The organism is Chryseobacterium phocaeense (assembly GCF_900169075.1).
GTDB classification, from domain to species: Bacteria; Bacteroidota; Bacteroidia; order Flavobacteriales; family Weeksellaceae; genus Chryseobacterium; species Chryseobacterium phocaeense.
Map to the genome: position 1 here is coordinate 94,378 of NZ_LT827013.1, position 18,111 is coordinate 112,488.

Sequence of the window (18,111 nt, forward strand, 5' to 3'; positions counted from 1 at the left end):
AAAAATAAAAATTTCATAATTAAATTTATATTTTTGATGCAAACCCAGAGCGGAATGCCAAAGAAAATTCTTATTGATGCTGAAAGATTAAAGTACCCGAAGTCGGGAATTGCGAACGTATGTGTTTCATTAATAAAGGGTCTGGATGATAAAGAGTCTGATTTTGACTATACTTTTTACGGCCCCAAAAAAAATATTCCGCAGACAAAAAAAAACTTTACGGTTATCGACTGGAAATTCTGGCAAAAGAAAATTCCTGTTAATACCGGGAAATTTGATCTCATCCATACAGCACACCAGCTTTCCGATTATTTTCATCATATCAGAAAAGGACAGAAGAAAATAGTAACGCTTCATGATCTTAATTTTTTACATGACAACAGCTCTGAAAATAAGATGAACAAAAGTAAAAAACTTGTTCAGAAGAACATTGGGAATGCGGATGCTGTAGTCTGTATATCGGAATTTGTAAAAGATGATTTTATTAAGAATAAGGCACTTTTTACTTTGAAAGACAAGGTTAAACTGGAGGTCATTTACAATGGACTGATCTTTCCGGAAACTACAGATTTCAGTTCAAAGAACAGCTACAGCTTTATTGGTGAAAAATACATCCTGAATATCGGGGTGCTTTTTCCAAAAAAGAACCAGGAAGTGCTGCTGGACCTTATCTCGAAAAATGACAGACATCTTGTGCTGGTTACTTCTTCTGCAAAGTCTGCCTACAAAGAAAAGTTTTTAGAGAAGATCAAAACACTGGGATTGGAAAACAGGGTACATATCCTGGAAAATGTGGATAACAATGAAAAATATTATCTTCTTCAACACTGTGAATCGTACTGTCATCCATCATTGGCAGAGGGCTTCGGGATTCCGCCTGTAGAAGCTATGTATTTCGGCAAACCCGTTTTTCTAAGCAGGCTGACGAGCCTTCCGGAAATCGGGGGAGATCTTGCTTTTTACTTTGATGATTTCTCTGCAGAGCATATGCAGCAGGTATATACCTCCGGGATGCAGATGTATGATTCGCAAAGGGATGAATTGGCTTTACAATTAAAGAAAAGAGCTCTGAAATTCGGCTATCTGGAGATGGCGGGTGCCTACGAAAAGCTTTACCGCGAACTGTTGAATTAAAGCTTGATCTTTCCGAACCTTAATTTCCATTTAAAAATATTAAAACTGTCACAGCCTTTAATATCAATCCTCTTGATCTCGAATTTATTTTTCCACGGATAATAGTCGATATTGTTACCAATACGTACGGCAGAAGTGATTCCTGCATTCTCAAGTATAGAAAAAAAAGCTTTTTTCTGTTCTCCTTTCTTGGGGAATTTACCATAAGGATACGCAAGTACCCGGGTAAAAGAAATCGCATTTTCTTCCAGAGTGCGGATATTTTCATGAATATCGTCTTCTGCTTCTTTGAGGGAAATCTGGGAATAGTTTCTGTGAGCATGGCTGTGCAGGGCAATCTCTACATATTCAGGATTAAGTGATCTGATTTCCTCAAATGTCATCATCTGCCGGTCTGTCCCTGTTTCATGATTCGGGATTAGTCCGGTTGGAATAAAGATGGTAGCCTTAAGCCGGTATTTTTCCAACAGTGGAACCAGGTACTTAAGATTGTTGAGATAACCGTCATCAAAAGTAAGAATCAGCTTTTTTTTAAGCTGGCAACAGCTGCTCAGATCATTGAAAAATACGGTATTATAACGATTTTTAATATACTGAAACTGTTTTTCCAGGTCTTCTGCAGAGACCGTCATAAAATCTTTGCCTGAGATCTCTTTCTCCGGAAGAACTTTGTGATACATAAGGATGCGGACACTGTCGGATTTTGAAAACCCAAGTGACCTTTTAACAAATCTGAACATGGTTATCTGAATTTGAGATTCTTTGGCGGGTTGTGTAAATTTTTCTACATACAGCCGAATATGCTCAAAATATTTCTAAAGTTTTTATTTGTGGTAAAATTAATTACCCTTGAATATGATATAAGTCGTTGTAAAAAAGACCGTTGTTACAATCCACCAAAATTAGTGAAATATATGATGGAACAGCTTAAAAAAACATTAAAATCATATTCAAACGATCTGATCAACAACCACAAAGCTAGATAAAACGGCGTAAACATCATCAGAAAAAGGATGAACAAAGATGATCTGACTATCTACATCCTAAAACTGGTCTGTAAGAATAGAGAAGATAGGGGAAAATAAAAAGAGCCGGATATGGATGACATACCCGGCTCTTTTTTTAATGTGTATCTGTAAAAGAGCATTATTTGAATTTCATCAGCTCATTGATTTTTATGTATTTCAGAAAGGTGTAAAATGCCCCTGTGATTGAAATGTAAAATCCGGCAACCCCATCCAAAAAACCTAATTTGAAGAAATAAGTCTTCATGAAATCAAAAAAAGGCGCAAAAATGATCTTCAAAATAAAAACGGATTTTCCGCTGGAAATCTTTTTTTCCGCCATCAGCTGGGTATAGCTGTTGATTTTTTCAATATGATGGGCAATACTTTTATAGGTGTAATGGTCAATGTTTCCGGGTAATTTCCCTTTTTTGTCCTGTGTTAAAAAACATTCATGCACCAGATCGTCGGTATACTTTCCATGACCTTTTTTGAAGAACCTTTCTCTCCATACATTACCCCAACCACCATATTTAATGGTTTTTTTCAGCAGGATATTGTTGAAGTGGATTTCATAAACATTATAGGGAGGATGAGCACTGTTTAGAACATCTTTAATTGCCTGTACAGCAGTTTTGTCCGGAACCTCATCAGAATCCAGGAACAGAATCCATTCTCCCGAAGCTTCAGACAGGGTATAGTTTTTCTGACAGCCGAAGCCGTGAAATTTTTTCTGGATAAATTTTACCTTCGGAAATCCGGTACAGATCTCTTTGGTTTTGTCTGTGGAAAAAGAATCAACGACAATGATCTCGTCAGCTATTTCATGAATACTATTGATGCTTTTCTCAATGATTCTTTCCCCATTTAAAACAATATAACAGACTGATAACTTCATTAATGAAATTCTGTGATAGTTTTTTCAATGATTTTTACGCAGTCTAAAAGCTGCTCTTCTGTAATAACCAAAGGTGGTGCCAATCTGATGATATTGCCGTGCGTTGGCTTGGCCAGAAGTCCGTTTTCTTTTAGCTGTAAGCATAAATTCCATGCTGTAGAGCTTTCCGGAGTGTCATTGATCAGGATTGCATTCAGAAGGCCTTTCCCTCTTACTTTGGTAATCAGACTGTTTTTTTCGATGATTTTTTCAATTTCTGCTCTGAAAAGCTGACCCAATTGTTCTGCTCTTTCAGATAATTTTTCATCTGCAACTACATCTAAAGCAGCTACTGCTACCGCACATGCAATTGGATTCCCTCCGAAAGTAGAACCATGCTGTCCCGGCTTGATCACATTCATGATAGAATCGTTGGCCAATACCGCAGATACAGGATACATCCCTCCGGACAGGGCTTTTCCTAAGATCAGGATATCCGGCTGTACATTTTCGTGGTGACACGCAATCAATTGTCCGGTTCTTGCGATCCCGGTCTGAACCTCATCAGCGATGAATAATACATTATGTTTTCTGCATAATTCTGAAGCTGTTTTCAGGAAACCTTCATCCGGCACATATACACCGGCTTCTCCCTGAATTGGCTCAACTAAGAATGCGGCAATATTTGCAGCTTTTCTGTTCAGTACTTCTTCCAGTGCTGCAGTATCATTGTAAGGAATTTTGATGAATCCAGGCGTGAAGGGCCCGTAATTCTGGTTAGCATCAGGATCATTGGAGAAAGAAACGATGGTTGTTGTTCTTCCGTGGAAATTATTTTCGCAAACGATGATCTTTGCGGCATTTTCAGAAATTCCCTTTACTTCATAGCTCCATTTTCTGGCTAGTTTTACGGCTGTTTCTACAGCCTCGGCCCCGGAGTTCATGGGAAGAACCTTATCAAAACCGAAAAGAGAGGTGATTTTTTGCTCGTACTCGCCCAGTTTTGAATTGTAAAATGCTCTTGACGTCAGGGCCAGTTTCTGTGCCTGTTCCACCAATGCTCCTACAATTTTAGGGTGGGAGTGCCCCTGGTTCACAGCAGAATATGCTGAAAGAAAATCATAATATTTTTTGCCTTCCACGTCCCATACAAAAACGCCTTCCCCGCGGTCAAGAACCACTGGAAGAGGGTGATAGTTGTGCGCTCCGTGTTTTTCTTCAAGGTCAATAAAATACTGTGAGTTTTTTGCTGTTGCTGCTGTTGACATATGTTTTGGTTTTACGGCAAATTTAAGCATTATTAATGAGATGAATGAACAAAAACGTAATACAGTACACGTTGGGATTTACAGTGTATTTTAAGGGGATGCATTATTGTTTTTAGAAAATATTTCCTTCTTTATCAGGCAGGATAGGTTTTATATCTTTCCGGAATATTTTTGGGACGAGATCATTTTTCTCTGTCCGCTCCGGACCATGGCAATATTTATTCATAGTCTATTTCCTGGTCATCTGACCAGTGAGTTCTTTATTGCTCGATGTTATATCGGAGATGATATTGCCGTGCTTATCATAAGTAGCAGCGCTTTTAATCCGGAGCACCTACGCTGTCAAACAGATCTGCATATTCAATCACTGATTTTAATTTGGGTAAACCGTAGTAATTATTTGATTGATATTCACTTTTCACTTTGTTCCATTCTTCTTCTCCGATAAAATCTCTGTAATCGGCTAATATGGTCATGTCTCCCCAATCGTTACTTTTATTATGAAATTGTTTGAAAAGAGGATCATATGTATTAGCCATAAAAGCTAGTATTTTCATCTTATCCTGATCATTAAATTCAGTTTGAATTTCATTATTAATTATTTTTGAACTTAAATATTTTAAGATCAGTAAATCTTTTACATTCTTTGAAGTATTAAATACTGTTTCATAAGAATTGAGGAACGATGATCTTATTTCTGTTTTCCCATTACAGTCTTTAGAAGCAATATAATTGTAGAGATCTTTTGAATTATCCAGTAGATTAGAATTTAAATAGTTGATTACATACTCATTAAATTTAGCTTCTTTATCATATCCAAAATATTTAACAAGGTTTCTGATAAAAAGCTGATCATGCTGTACAAGCCACGTGATTGAAGATGTATTGTTATTAAAAAAGTACATATTTCTAGCTGCAATGGTTTTTATATTTTGTTTCCGGATATTTTTTAAATCGGATAGATCTTTCCAATAATATATCTTTACATCACCTGATTTATTACTAGCTACAGCTCCATTCTCATATTTTGTAAAATCGGAATTTTTAGTATAATCAAATATTTCCGGGATACTATAAAAATCAGAAATAAATAATCCGTTTTTAAAGACATAAGTACTGTATGGATTGGCATCTATACTATTTGAATTCTTAAAAAGGTTAAAATTTTTTGAACATTTATCTTCAAAATTGATCTGGAGATATTTTGTTTCTGATTTTGGATCAATAATCCTATGAAATACTTCTTTAATCTTGCTATTAAATTCTTCCACAGAAGGTTTTTTGAAGCCATTATCTTTTAATTCCTGTAATATAATGGATTCAGTTGCTTCTATATCTTTTATTTTAAATTGATAGGTTGGGTAATCTGTTTCATTCTTTTCCCCGCTTACTCCTGCTGATAGCTGAGATTTCAGGACAGGGATATAAGAATCTTGTTGAGTATAATCCATAGTTTGTGTATTAGTTGGAGTTTGAGAGTCACATTTATTCATCATTAAAAAAATTCCTAATAACAAAATACTTTTCATAATATATAATATTTAATTACTTCTTGTGTTTGACTGAGAATCAACATCAGCTTCGCTGGTCATCACTTTCAGATTATATTCATCTTCTGTAGGTGTATAATTTGGAGGGATAACGAACCAGTCAATATCAGATTCTGAATATTTTGAAATTTTTACAGTTCTGGCTCCTTTTACTCCTCCCTGGTTTCCACCTAAGCAATAATAATGTTTTCCATCTTCACTTTTTCCAATAACAAATGTAATATGTCCGTCTCCTCCCACACTGCTTCCATTTGCAGTTGCTGCCTCATTATCTCCCCAATCAATAACTGCTGCTGCGCCGTAAATAGGTTTGCTCTTATCTAATTGCTTCCAGAATTGCCACATGGCTGCTCTACATGAAAGTGGAGGAGGGGCATATCCTGCCTGTGCAAAAACCCAGCTTACAAAAGCTCCGCACCAGTTCGTTCCTTCGTCAAGACCTTTACCATTTGAAGAGGCATTAAAATAATCATTAATGCGAGGGTTATTATCAGAACCAGCAATAGCTTTTTGCCCAACTTCCGGGAATGCGAATGGCATCCATGGGGCCTTTCCAGCCAAGGCCATACCGGTATCCTGCCCTCCACATTGATCTACTTTAAAAATAGCTTTTGTTCCGGTTGTATAGTTGCCTTCTTTTTTCTTATAAATATATTTTCCTCCCTGATATGAAGCTCTTCTTTTATCTCTGGAGCTTGTTTTACTATTAATGACATCAACAAGATCATTAATTGTTTTTAATTCATCAGTACCATTGCTGACTATTTCGTTAAGTCCCTTAGTTACCCAGAAACTAATTCCCGATAAAACGGCATATTTTTCTTCCGCTAATTTTTCCGGTTGTTCCCCCGTAAAATCATTATCTAATGTAATAAATTTTGTAACAGGTAATCCAAGACTTTCTCTATGAGTATTGAAAAATTTTTGAAAACCTTCATAATTTACTCTTCCGGTTACCATAATAAAGCCTCTTCCGCGTAAGTTAAAACCGTCTTTAGTTCCTGCTCTGTTTCCTAATCTGCTTCCGTAGGCATTAATACCTATCGATCTTTCGTTTAGTGCATCCTGTTTACATCTTGCATCATTCCCTTTATAATAAGCTAAATCACTATTGAATAATGTGCTGTAGCTGTATTTTAAACTTTCAGTTAAAGTTACCAGATCTGTTTCTGTTCTCACCTGTGCAAAAAAATGAGCTTTACGTCTACAGGTGTTTATTTTAAATTTTTCAAAATATTCATTAATAAAGGGAAGACATTTTTCCATCAGAGTAATACTTCCATTGAAAAATATCTGTTGGAGCTCCGGTAATGTAATCTTTGCTTTGCATCTTGTGCATTCTCCACCTTCTTTCTTCACCTCCGCCATTTCCACCACCACAGGCACCACATCATTATCAATGACTTCCGGTGTTTCCTTTTGTGAAACTTTCAGGCACCCGCTTTCGTAGAAGATAAACTGCTTCCGTAATTCAAGCATTTCGTCCTGGGTGAAAGGTGTTCCGTCCTGTTTGTAAGCTTTTATTCCCAGTTTTTCCATATCTTCGGTACGGACCAGATCAGCAGGAAGGGTATTATTGATGGTCACTTGTATCTTTTCAGCTTTCCAGATTTTTTTTGCAGGATCTGCAGGATCTTTAAGCTGACGTGAAACCTGAGCGATATAATAATCAAAATTTTTGGGTGGGGTTTTCCAATCTTCTTTTGCGGTGAATGAAACTTCCAGCAGACCGTCTTTTCCTACTTTTTCATCTTTATAGTTCTCTTTGCTTTCGTGGGTATATACAATATGATCCTTTTCATTGAGGCTTTCCTTTGGGACTTCTTTAAAAACATCAACCTTTAAGATTTCTTCTGTCATATTTACGGTATGCACCCAGATTTTGTGAGTTTTCCCATAGAAGGTCTGCATCCGCTGGATATCTTTGCCATCCTCGGTGGAAAACATGATGGACACCACTTTTTGCTCCGATGTAATGACAAGCTCTTCATTGGAGTCCAGAACCTCAAGATAAGTAGTAGCTGCATCTATCACTACAGGTTTGGTTCCCACTATTGAAATATTTGCGGGTAGTATAATATCTGTGGAAGAGGATGCTTGAAGCTCTATGGTAAAAACCAGGCGATATTTTGGAGTCGGATTTTCAGCTGTTTTGGGAATAGCGGTATCCAGTTTCTTTTTGTAGTCTTCGCTAGTATTGATTACGAAGGAAGCTTTTCCTTCACTGTTGAGGGTTACACTCTTTTCCTCCAGCATATATTTTTCTTTCTCTTTGTAAAAGTCATCACCATCGCCCTTTACCCAGATCTTTATTTTCAATGACTGATTTTGAAGGCCGTCAATTTCAATAAATCCATAAGTGTCTTCCCCAAAACCGGTTTCTGTACGCTTTACTCCGGTTCCATAGGCCCAGAGTGCCCTTTTAATGGCGGGTTCGGAAACTTTTATTTTGGTGTCAATTTTTTTATTATCTGTCTGATCACCGGTTAAATAAGCGGAGATTGTAAATTCACCCAATTCGTTGAAAGTGAGGGTGCCGTCTCCATTATCGGTAACGTTTTGGGGTACATCTATTTTTATGGCTTCATTTCCGGCCAATGTTGCAATTCTTGCGGTAGCCGTATATTTTACTTTAGTGCCTTTTGGAATATTCCCGGCAGGAAGTTTAAATTGATCAATGACATTTTTAATAATCTCAAAACTGAAAGTATCTGATCCTGAAAACGCAGGCTGTTTCCCTGCTCCCACGGGATTCGCATAAGCTTCCAAAGTATATCTGCCCAGATACTGCCCGGTTGAAAGGTGGGCATCCTGGCTGAGAAGTGCATCCGCTCTTTTATTAATTACAGGTGTCCTGAAAGAAGGAGAGGTTTCAAAGACAGCTATTCTTCCCGCTCCTTCCTTCTTCAGATACCAGTGTGCTGTTTTTCCTGCTGCCGGAAGATAGGCCACATTGAATCTGGATGCCTGAACTTTTAGCATGTCGCTTGAGCGGAGTATACCCGGTTCACCGGTTACCCCCATAATACCCAGCGTATTTTCAATTTTTATTTGAACCGATTCAGGTTTTGGATCATTGGCATCTGTGAATGCTTCCACGGTATATGTTCCGGCATTTTTAAAGGTCAGCATGGCTGTATTTCCAACTTTATTTACAGCAACGATATGAGAAGCGGAAGTTCCGGTAAGGCTGTTATACAAAACTGTTGTTCCTTGTTTTATCCTCCATTGGGCCGCAGTACCAAGCGGGTTGAAAATATTCCGGTTCAGTATTTTCATCTGGTCGGCAGCGGTATTGAGTTTATACTCTATGGATACGGGAATGGGAATTTTAACCAGTGTGGAATTTCCCGGAACACTTATTTTTTTTACAAAATCTTTTACAACTTCAATGATGATTGCACAGTTTTTATCTCCTGCTTTCTTTCCGTAAGCTTCTATTCTGTATTTTCCTTCCGGCAGGTTTTCAAAGATCTTAGCCATAGGCTGGTTAAAAATGCTGCCTAGGCCTATGAATGTTTTGATCTTATCCTTGGTATCTTCTCCTTTAAAAAGGGCCCAGATGATCTTTGCGGCGTCTCCTTTGAACTGTGCCTGAAGATAAAGATTATCAGCAGTAAAAGAAGGTAAAAACGAATTCCAGGGTGAAGAAGGCATCAGAATATAATAATAGATTCCCGTAGGCTTAGCTATAGGTACCGGAAGATTCATTGAAATTGCTGATACGGAGGTGGAAGATGAAGTTCCTGATGAGGTTGCCCATTGTGGTGAGGCATTAGCCACCGAAAACTCATCGGCTTCCTTTACATCAATCTGGGAAACATTATTGGATTGTCCGGTGGTGGCAAACGCAACTGTTCCCGGAACACCGTACCCCGGGCATGCGGCTGTAGAAACATCTAAGAGTACCTTCATACTTTTGTTGAATTCTACATTTTCATAGTAATCTTTATACTTAAGATTACACCTTCCTTTGCAGGGATATGGCTTACCATCTGAACCTTTACAGTTACCAAAGCCATTTCCGCCTCCAAAACTTTCAGCTTTGTCATCCAGATAAGTTGCTACCGGCTTACCCTGTGCAAAATATTTATTTTTACCAAGTTTTTTCTTCTGGCTTTTTACTTCCAATGGAACCGCAGTAGCTTTAGAGTTATTTGATGCTGAATTGCTACAATATGCAGTTGCCCCTTCTACAATAATAAATCCTTTATCTGCCATGATTTGTGTTTTTTATATAATACTGCTTATTTCCCGGTAGACTATTTTTTCTCCATCCGAAATCATAAAGTCTGCCTTTTTTTTTGAATACTGCCTTTTGGGCGAGTTATATTCCATTTGTATATGGAGTTCTGCTTTATATGCTCCGGGCTGATACATATATCTTTTATCAATTTCTTCTTTGAGGTGGTCGGGTACGGTGACCTCTGAAGTAAAAAAGGCATCAAACCCGTAATCTCTTTGTTCTGCTGTGATTGTTCCGGGACATTCTATATCTCCGATTCCTTTGATATTCCATGTAAACGCTTCGTTGGTTTTTCCACCATTATCTACATATGAAGGTGCGAACATGAGGAGGTTCCAAAACGGTTCTTTCAGCTTATTCCCGTAGAAGATGTTTTCATCTTCCATAGCTGCCAGGTATTGGTTTCTGAATATATCCGCATTCTGATATTTCTCCTGAATTCCTGCTGTTTTCTGTTTCCAGTTCTCCACATTCCGGTTATGTTCTGCAGCATTAAGGAAAACTCCCTTTTCATCTACTTTTATTTTTACAGGATAAGAATTTTTTTCCAGTTCGTGAAGAATTTCCATAAAGCTGTTTTCAGAAGGCAGGGGAGCATCTTCTATTTTATCTACCAGCCAGTTTTTTGTCTGGTCTTCATTTTCTGTTTCCTCAATATGAATTTTGCAGGAAGAATGAAAGCCCTTTTTTTCTCCAAACTGTACTTCAAGTGAGCTGTCCAAATGATAGATATGTGTTCCTGAATATTTCTGAAAAGGTTTTACGCGGTTTTCTTCCATGCTTTATTTTTTGCAGTTATCAAGAATTATTTCTTCCGGAATTTCATACATATATATCTTTTCCATGGTTCCGCCGCTACATTTACTTATATAATAATTGGCTATAAAATCTTCCTTGTAATGTGAGATTTCTTCACTCAACAAACCATCTGCATTTTCTTTATGGCTGATAAAATAAGATGTGTTGCCTGTTTTTTTATAAAACACAAAATTTACCGAAGTGGTATTGTTTTGCTTTAGGTATTTATCGTGCTGAAGTTTCTGTTTTGCATACTGAATAATCTCTTTTTTTAAATTATCCCCTGAATCCGAATGATCTATAAGTATATAATAAGAGATCTTCACAGATTCTTTATAATAGCTGTTTATAAAGGTCATATGTTCCAGCGGAATAAATTCATTCTTCTTCTTGTCACAGCTCATTGTTGTCAGGATCAAAAAAAATGTTATGAAAAATTTTATATATCGTAAATGTTTCATTTGTTGATGGTTAAGGTGTTTTTTGTTTATCCATTAATTAATATTCTCCCGGTCTTCTTCTTCCCATATTTCTGAGATGGTCCATTCTTTCCTTTTCTGCCCGCCTTTTATTTACTCTTTCTGCTTTTCCGGTAGAGATATTTTCGGTAAATGTTTTTTCAAATTCAACTTTAGTTATGAATGGCTTGTATCCTCTAATGTGCTGTAGGATAAACCAGTATCTGAAGCCTAATAAGTAGTAATATTTTTTCTCAATATCCGGCATATCCAAACCAAAATGATCATACAGAGAAACTTTATAGGTGGCATTGTAGCTTCCGTTATCTGATTTGGTAAATTTTGTTAGTTTAACCTCATAAGCCCAGGTGTCATTCATACAAATCGTAAGTCCCCCTAAAAACGTATCCTTTAATGTTGTAAATTGTGGATGTCCCCAGCCTCTATTTCCAAATTTCCCAATTTCGTTATCGGTAAAATGTATTTCATCATCTTCAACAGAAGCAACGTTTCCATGGCTTTTCTTGATTCGGTCGGCAATCTCATCTTCCATGCTCAGGCAGAATCTCTGATTTGAAGGGTGCTGCAATACATGCTTTGTCAAAACAGGGTTGGTATATTCGCCTCCCTCACTGCGTTTAAATTTTTCAATCATATCAAGCGCAACGGTTTCAAGCTCTCCAACAGAGAACAGGTCCGTAACCATACGTCTGAAACCTGCCCATAATTCTTCATCTGTTTTATCCCTGATTTCAGCTTTGATCCATATACCTTTGCTTTCTACATCATGCAGAGTATAGCGTGACGGATACTGATTCGATACTCCTAATCCGTAGCAAAGATCATCCGCAAGATTAACTCCCTGTCTGTCTTTTCCTTTTATTTTGAATCTGTCAATATAAACCGGTAATGGATTATTTATTTTTACTTCAACACTTACTTTATCTATCGGACTTTTGAAATAGGCATAAGCACGCATATCGTAGCATGGTAATTTCACCTGTATGGTTTGGGTACTTCCCTCAATGGAAGAATAATCAAAAAAGAAAGGAATTGGCGTTCCATTAATCTTTAACTGCCACAGAAGTTTTTTATACTCTCTTTTTTCCGCAGATCTGTTAAATGTAGCCTTGAACCAGTACTTTTCACCTTCTTTGGGCTTGCTTATTTTACCTCCGTTATCATCAAACGGGCCTTCAACTTTAGTAACTAGTAAAGTATTGTCCTTCTTAGCAACATATTCATCCAGCTTTTTTCCGCCTTTTCTGCCGTAAAAAGTATTTTCCTGCGGAGATTTGAAATCCAGAGCCCCCTTGGAAGCATCTTTCATAATATGTTCTGCTTCCTTATAAGATTTGCCAAAGACATTCCGTATGATATTTCCTCCTTCCATGATTATGTTATAAAATTTTACAATGGATGTGCTTCTATATTTTGATCTTCTATGATGAGTGTTAAGCTCTGCTTTATAAATAGTAGGCAAAAAACTCTCTGAACACCGAATAGATATCCCTCATTTCAAAATAGTCCGCACTGGAAGCCGTAGTGTGCTCAAAGTGATTCTTTTTGAATAACTTCCTGATACGGGTTTGATGATAATACTGAGATACCGATACAATACTTTTATAATCTAGACTGTCAGCAATTTTGATAGAATTAATGACTGTTTTTTCAGTATTATCCCCAAAATTGTCTGTGATGATCTGCTCAGGAGGAATTTTGTTTTCAACCAGATATTTTTTCATTTCCTTTCCTTCTCAATAGCCTTCTTTACCTAAACCGCCGCTTACCAGTATTTTTTTCGTCCTATTATTTCTGTACACATCAATACTCTTGTCCAGTCGGGCCTTCAGTCGTGGAGATAAGGTTCCGTCCTTATTTACTGTGTTGCCGAATACAACTGCTAATTCGGCATATTGTTTTTGATCACTCAGGCCATCTGCAATGGTATAAACAGAATGGGTCACGAACCATATTGCCCAGAGGACAATAGCATATCTGAAAATATTTTTCACCAATTTCATGTAAGCTTACTGCATTTTTACCTGCTTGCCGCTATTGATATTAACCTCTTTGGCACTTTCTACATTGATGGCATCCTTCGTGCTGATATATGAGCCGGCTTCCATATTTTCCGTAATATTTTTTGCCCTGGAACTTCTTCCGGCTTCAGCGGTTTCAATGATGTTGCTTGCTGTAAGGTTATAATCATCATTTGCCGTTTCAGTGATATCTTCACCGGCCATAATGTTAATATTCTTCTGTGCGGAAGCAATAATATTGCGTCCGGCATTGATCTGTACATTTTCTCCGGCGGTAAACGTCATGTTTTTAGGAGCATTCACCGTAATATTTCCTTTCCCATCCATTAAATAAGTATTGCCACTGGGATCTTCTATGAAAATACTGCCTTCCTGATCATTAAAAATGATTTTGTTCCCGCTTCTGGTCTGTATGGATTTAATATGATTGTTAAGTCCGCCTCCCAAAGCTACCTGGCCATGGAACATCCCTCCCATTGCGAAGGGAAAATCAGGGTGGTGGTATTCGAAACCGACCATTACCTGGTCTCCAACCTCCGGAATGGCTACATAGCCTCTGTTCTGCGTAATGGCATCGGTGCCTCCTGCGTCAGGGCTCATCATCCTTATAAAATGGGTAGTATCCGGATTCCGCTGCCAGTCAAACTGCACTTGTATCCGACCCTGGTTCATGGGATCTGTATTGGAAATAACGGTTGCCACCTGTGGTTGCGCGTTGGGGATTATAAAATCTGGTTTAGGCATAAATCCGGTTCCATCGGCCACCGCTTCAAATGCTCCGGAATAGTATCCACGGGCGTTTACTTCATGGATTATTTCTGTAACGGTTATTTTTGTGAAATAGGAGGTTTCGTTGGTGTCCGGCTTACGCATCTCAATATCTGCACAGCAGCCCGGGTATAAAAAAGGGACCGTGGTATTCCCTGAAACGGTAAAAACCTCTACGGCAGCACTTCCTGCAGCACTTTTCTGTGAATCGTCAACATCCATAAACATGTTGGGATTCACGGGAGCAGGGGAGAGTGAACGTGTTTTGAAAATATTATTGTTAAGTTCATACGCTTTGGCCGGGATTTCTCCCAGATGCCTGATATTATTTTCAGAGCCTTCCATCTTGGTGTGGCTGCTGCTGTTATATCCAAAATATTCGGGTTTGGTATGCACTGCCTTCAGCTCTACCTGAACATCGCTTACATTACTGCCATAAATAAGGCGTACCGGTTTTTCAGAGGGAGGAAGTTTTCCAAAATGGAGAATCTCGCCATCGTAATAAAACTGCTCGCCATAAGCTTCAGCGGTTCTTGCAAGAAAATTATAATGGGTTTCGTTGTATTGGGAGCTATAATTAATATAGCTTTTATTCTGGGGATCAATTCTGAAATCGAATTTTGAAGAACCCAGCGCATCTTTTATGATTTTATCAGCGATGATACCTGTATTAACGGACTGTGCCCCTCCAAAACTTTGGGTATGCGGTGCCGAATCCATCAGAATCGTAGGGCTCTCACCCTTGAGAACAATATTTCCCAGGCTCATTTTTTCCTGGCTGAATGCTGCTTTTGTAATGACTCCTACAAAGGTTCTTTCCGGACTTTCATTTTCATAGTCCTTATATTTAAAAACAACTGTGATTCTTTTTCCCAGGAACTGACGGGCTTCTTCTAAGTTGTGGTTTTGTGCAGCTCCTAAAGAATCATGAGCCAGAATCAACTCGAAATGATGATGCCGCCTGGCACTCTGCTGTAAACGGAAGTGCTTAAAATGTCTGACGGATTTTCCTTCAATCACAATATCCAGTTTTACTACACGATTGATCCCCGGAACATAATTAACAGAGATCTTATCGGCATTAGCAGGAGCTTTATGATTGGAACGGAACAAAAAATTGCTATTTTCTTCCATGATTATTTGTGATTTTAATGTAAGCTGAAATACAAATTCTATATCATACATCATCCTCTATTTTTTCATAAGAAAAATTAGTATGAAGATAAAATGACTTCAGAAAAAAGACAGAACAGCATCCCTTTAGCTGGGTGTACCATTCTGTCTGCTGTTTTTTTGAATAGGAATTATATTCTTAAGATGTAGGCCATTCTGCCAGGTAAGAAGAGTTGCCCAGATCAATTTGTTCTGCACTTACTACAAAGCTGATCAGCATACTGTTTTCATCGATAGCATCGAAGTCTACTTCATGCTGGATTACGTATCCGTTTTGCCATTTCAAAGTAGTTAATGTTCCTTCTTCGTGAGACTTGTTGAAAGTAACCTCTCCTACAGTTGGCTTATATTTTCCGTTTAATAAGCTTTCAAGGATGTCAGATTTTTCAGTAGCTTCTACTGTGATTTTGATCAATGCATTGGAAGGGTCAGATGCTACTCTTCCTGATACGTCTGTAGAACGGGATACACTGTAGTTAAGTTTTAATAACTTTTGTCCTTCACCGTTGTTGAATTTTAGAATTCCTCTTGAATTTCTTTCTGCCATGATAAGTAAATTTTAATTGTTAATATGTGTGTTTTGTTATCTTATGTCACCAAAAATAGAAGTAATTAGATTATCTTAAAAAAAAAATGGAAGAAATTTTAAAAAGTGTAGTAATTCTGCGACTAACAACTGTTAGGTAATTTGTTTATTGGTAATCAGTGGTTTATAGATTTTATTATTAAGGATTTATGAACTCCCGATGGATAGGGAGATTACTTAACCTCCTGAAAATAAAAAGCTGCCTCATAAAGAGGCTGCTTAGTATCTGTATTTAAATAATCTTAATGATTATCATATTTTCTGTCCATAACAAAATCCTCCATGAATTTTGTAGTATAGTTTCCTGCAAGATAATCTTCATTGTCCATCAGCTGTCTGTGGAAAGGAATAGTGGTTTTTACCCCTTCAATGTAGAATTCTTCCAAAGCACGTCTCATCTTGGCAATAGCTTCTTCACGGGTCTGTGCCGTTGTAATAAGCTTTGCAATCATTGAGTCATAATTGGAAGGAATAGTATATCCTGAATACACGTGGGTATCTACTCTTATTCCATGTCCGCCGGGAATATTAAGTCCTGTGATTTTCCCTGGAGAAGGTCTGAAGTCTGCATAAGGATCCTCAGCATTGATTCTACACTCAATTGAATGCAGTTTAGGGTAGTAATTGATTCCGGAGATAGGAGTTCCTGCAGCAAGAAGAATCTGCTCTCTGATCAGGTCATAATCAATTACCTGCTCAGTAATAGGGTGCTCTACCTGGATTCTTGTATTCATTTCCATGAAATAGAAATTTCTGTGCTTGTCTACAAGGAATTCAATAGTTCCCACCCCTTCATAGCCAATGAATTCTGCTGCTTTTACAGCGGCTTCACCCATTTTCTCACGAAGTTCATCTGTCATGAACGGAGAAGGAGTTTCTTCTGTAAGCTTCTGATTTCTTCTCTGTACGGAGCAGTCTCTTTCAGAAAGGTGACATGCTTTACCATACTGGTCACCGGCAACCTGGATTTCGATGTGTCTTGGCTCTTCAATCAGTTTTTCCATGTACATTCCTCCGTTTCCGAAAGCAGCTACAGCTTCCTGAATTGCAGATTCCCAATGGTCTTTAAGGTCTTCCGCTTTCCATACAGCTCTCATTCCTTTTCCACCACCACCTGCAGTAGCTTTGATCATCACTGGGTATCCAGTTTCTTCAGCCACTTTTACAGCGTGCTCATAAGATTCAATCAATCCGTCAGAACCAGGTACGCAAGGAACGCCGGCAGCCTTCATAGTGGCTTTGGCATTGGCTTTATCACCCATTTTTTCAATCTGCTCCGGAGAAGCACCAATAAACTTGATGTTGTTTTTCTGGCAGATCCCTGAGAAGTTGGCATTTTCAGAAAGGAATCCGTAGCCTGGGTGGATCGCGTCAGCATTGGTAATTTCCGCTGCTGCAATAATGTTAGGAATTTTCAGGTATGAGTCTTTACTCATAGCAGGACCAATACATACCGCTTCGTCAGCAAATCTTACGTGAAGACTGTCTTTGTCTGCAGTAGAGTATACCGCAACGGTTTTGATCCCCATTTCTTTACAAGTACGTAAAATACGCATTGCAATCTCGCCACGATTGGCTATTAATATTTTTTTGAACATCTTTTTCAATTTGAAAATTAGATAATTTGAAAATTAGATAATGTTATTTTGAATGCAGAATGAAGTCTAACATCTAATGTCTAACATCTAACTTCTAAATTAAGATGGATCTACTAAGAACAAAGGCTGATCATATTCTACCGGAGTAGCATCGTCTACTAGGATCTTAACGATTTTTCCGCTGATTTCAGAATCGATCTGGTTGAACAGCTTCATCGCTTCAATTACACAAACTACTTTCCCTGCAGAAATTTCGTCACCTACGTTTACGAACACATCTTTATCCGGAGATGGCTTTCTGTAGAAAGTACCGATCATTGGAGATTTGATAGCCACATATTTGCTGTCATCAGATGCTGCCTCGGTTTTTTCAGCCGGAGCTGCTGCCTGAACTGCCGGAGCCGCTGCCTGAACCGGAGCTGCTGCCTGAGGAGCTGTATGATAAACTGCCGGCTGTGCATAAACTGCATCGCTGCCCGCTAATGGAGTTTTAATAGTGATTTCGAAATCTTTAGTTTTGTACTTCACTTCTGAAACTTCAGCCTTAGATACAAACTTGATAAGATTTTGTATGTCTTTAATGTCCATAAATTTGATATTTGATTTTGG

General features: G+C 38.1%; 15 protein-coding genes. 1 reads left to right on the forward strand and 14 read right to left on the reverse strand.

Annotated features, from left to right (window positions below):
* The first annotated feature begins 54 nt into the window (after nt 1-54).
* On the forward strand, nt 55-1,134 hold the full coding sequence (locus B7E04_RS00380) for a glycosyltransferase family 4 protein (RefSeq protein WP_080776905.1): 1,080 nt from the start codon (nt 55-57) through the stop codon (nt 1,132-1,134).
* Here the strand turns inward: B7E04_RS00380 and B7E04_RS00385 are convergent.
* The 14 genes from B7E04_RS00385 to accB all read right to left on the reverse strand — a co-directional run bounded on the left by B7E04_RS00385 (nt 1,131) and on the right by accB (nt 18,090).
* A complete protein-coding gene (locus B7E04_RS00385; protein WP_080776640.1) occupies nt 1,131-1,874 on the reverse strand; it encodes a polysaccharide deacetylase family protein in 744 nt (247 codons plus the stop codon). The two genes, B7E04_RS00380 and B7E04_RS00385, sit on opposite strands and share 4 nt — an antisense overlap.
* A gap of 406 nt (nt 1,875-2,280) precedes the next feature.
* Nucleotides 2,281-3,036, reverse strand: a complete 756-nt coding sequence (locus tag B7E04_RS00395; RefSeq protein ID WP_080776642.1) for a glycosyltransferase family 2 protein — start codon at nt 3,034-3,036, stop codon at nt 2,281-2,283.
* A complete protein-coding gene (rocD, locus tag B7E04_RS00400; protein ID WP_080776907.1) occupies nt 3,036-4,283 on the reverse strand; it encodes an ornithine--oxo-acid transaminase in 1,248 nt (415 codons plus the stop codon). Before rocD ends, B7E04_RS00395 begins: the two co-directional genes overlap by 1 nt.
* Nucleotides 4,284-4,603: 320 nt before the next feature.
* On the reverse strand, nt 4,604-5,812 hold the full coding sequence (locus B7E04_RS00405; RefSeq protein ID WP_139785299.1) for a hypothetical protein: 1,209 nt from the start codon (nt 5,810-5,812) through the stop codon (nt 4,604-4,606).
* Nucleotides 5,813-5,824: 12 nt separating this feature from the next.
* Complete coding sequence (locus B7E04_RS00410; RefSeq protein WP_080776644.1) at nt 5,825-10,054, reverse strand: PAAR-like protein; 4,230 nt, start codon at nt 10,052-10,054, stop codon at nt 5,825-5,827.
* Between the two features lie 12 nt (nt 10,055-10,066).
* The gene (locus B7E04_RS00415) at nt 10,067-10,858 is read right to left on the reverse strand and encodes a hypothetical protein (protein ID WP_080776645.1); all 792 of its coding nucleotides are present in this window, start codon (nt 10,856-10,858) and stop codon (nt 10,067-10,069) included.
* Between the two features lie 3 nt (nt 10,859-10,861).
* Nucleotides 10,862-11,296, reverse strand: a complete 435-nt coding sequence (locus B7E04_RS00420) for a hypothetical protein (RefSeq protein ID WP_139785300.1) — start codon at nt 11,294-11,296, stop codon at nt 10,862-10,864.
* A gap of 79 nt (nt 11,297-11,375) precedes the next feature.
* Nucleotides 11,376-12,728: a DUF3289 family protein gene (locus tag B7E04_RS00425; protein WP_080776647.1), complete on the reverse strand. Its 1,353-nt coding sequence runs from the start codon at nt 12,726-12,728 to the stop codon at nt 11,376-11,378.
* Between the two features lie 73 nt (nt 12,729-12,801).
* The gene (locus B7E04_RS00430; protein ID WP_080776648.1) at nt 12,802-13,080 is read right to left on the reverse strand and encodes a YdcF family protein; all 279 of its coding nucleotides are present in this window, start codon (nt 13,078-13,080) and stop codon (nt 12,802-12,804) included.
* A gap of 12 nt (nt 13,081-13,092) precedes the next feature.
* Nucleotides 13,093-13,359 (reverse strand): YdcF family protein, encoded by a 267-nt coding sequence (locus B7E04_RS00435; protein ID WP_080776649.1) that lies wholly within the window; start codon nt 13,357-13,359, stop codon nt 13,093-13,095.
* 6 nt (nt 13,360-13,365) lie between these two features.
* Entirely contained in the window at nt 13,366-15,279 is a 1,914-nt protein-coding gene (locus tag B7E04_RS00440; RefSeq protein WP_080776909.1) for a type VI secretion system Vgr family protein, read from the reverse strand.
* A 178-nt stretch (nt 15,280-15,457) separates the two neighbouring features.
* Nucleotides 15,458-15,865, reverse strand: coding sequence for a type VI secretion system tube protein TssD (gene tssD / locus B7E04_RS00445; RefSeq protein WP_080776650.1), 408 nt, complete (start codon nt 15,863-15,865; stop codon nt 15,458-15,460).
* Between the two features lie 281 nt (nt 15,866-16,146).
* Nucleotides 16,147-17,502 carry an acetyl-CoA carboxylase biotin carboxylase subunit gene (gene accC, locus B7E04_RS00450; protein ID WP_062653838.1) on the reverse strand — a complete coding sequence of 452 codons (1,356 nt, stop codon included), beginning with the start codon at nt 17,500-17,502 and terminating at the stop codon, nt 16,147-16,149.
* Between the two features lie 99 nt (nt 17,503-17,601).
* Entirely contained in the window at nt 17,602-18,090 is a 489-nt protein-coding gene (accB, locus tag B7E04_RS00455; protein WP_080776651.1) for an acetyl-CoA carboxylase biotin carboxyl carrier protein, read from the reverse strand.
* Nucleotides 18,091-18,111 lie beyond the last annotated feature (21 nt).

Coding starts and splice junctions, on each gene's coding strand:
- B7E04_RS00380 (WP_080776905.1), top strand. CDS start 55: ATGCCAAAGAAAATTCTTATTGATGCTGAAAGATTAAAGTACCCGAAG.
- B7E04_RS00385 (WP_080776640.1), bottom strand. CDS start 1,874: ATGTTCAGATTTGTTAAAAGGTCACTTGGGTTTTCAAAATCCGACAGT.
- B7E04_RS00395 (WP_080776642.1), bottom strand. CDS start 3,036: ATGAAGTTATCAGTCTGTTATATTGTTTTAAATGGGGAAAGAATCATT.
- rocD (WP_080776907.1), bottom strand. CDS start 4,283: ATGTCAACAGCAGCAACAGCAAAAAACTCACAGTATTTTATTGACCTT.
- B7E04_RS00405 (WP_139785299.1), bottom strand. CDS start 5,812: ATGAAAAGTATTTTGTTATTAGGAATTTTTTTAATGATGAATAAATGT.
- B7E04_RS00410 (WP_080776644.1), bottom strand. CDS start 10,054: ATGGCAGATAAAGGATTTATTATTGTAGAAGGGGCAACTGCATATTGT.
- B7E04_RS00415 (WP_080776645.1), bottom strand. CDS start 10,858: ATGGAAGAAAACCGCGTAAAACCTTTTCAGAAATATTCAGGAACACAT.
- B7E04_RS00425 (WP_080776647.1), bottom strand. CDS start 12,728: ATGGAAGGAGGAAATATCATACGGAATGTCTTTGGCAAATCTTATAAG.
- B7E04_RS00430 (WP_080776648.1), bottom strand. CDS start 13,080: ATGAAAAAATATCTGGTTGAAAACAAAATTCCTCCTGAGCAGATCATC.
- B7E04_RS00435 (WP_080776649.1), bottom strand. CDS start 13,359: ATGAAATTGGTGAAAAATATTTTCAGATATGCTATTGTCCTCTGGGCA.
- B7E04_RS00440 (WP_080776909.1), bottom strand. CDS start 15,279: ATGGAAGAAAATAGCAATTTTTTGTTCCGTTCCAATCATAAAGCTCCT.
- tssD (WP_080776650.1), bottom strand. CDS start 15,865: ATGGCAGAAAGAAATTCAAGAGGAATTCTAAAATTCAACAACGGTGAA.
- accC (WP_062653838.1), bottom strand. CDS start 17,502: ATGTTCAAAAAAATATTAATAGCCAATCGTGGCGAGATTGCAATGCGT.
- accB (WP_080776651.1), bottom strand. CDS start 18,090: ATGGACATTAAAGACATACAAAATCTTATCAAGTTTGTATCTAAGGCT.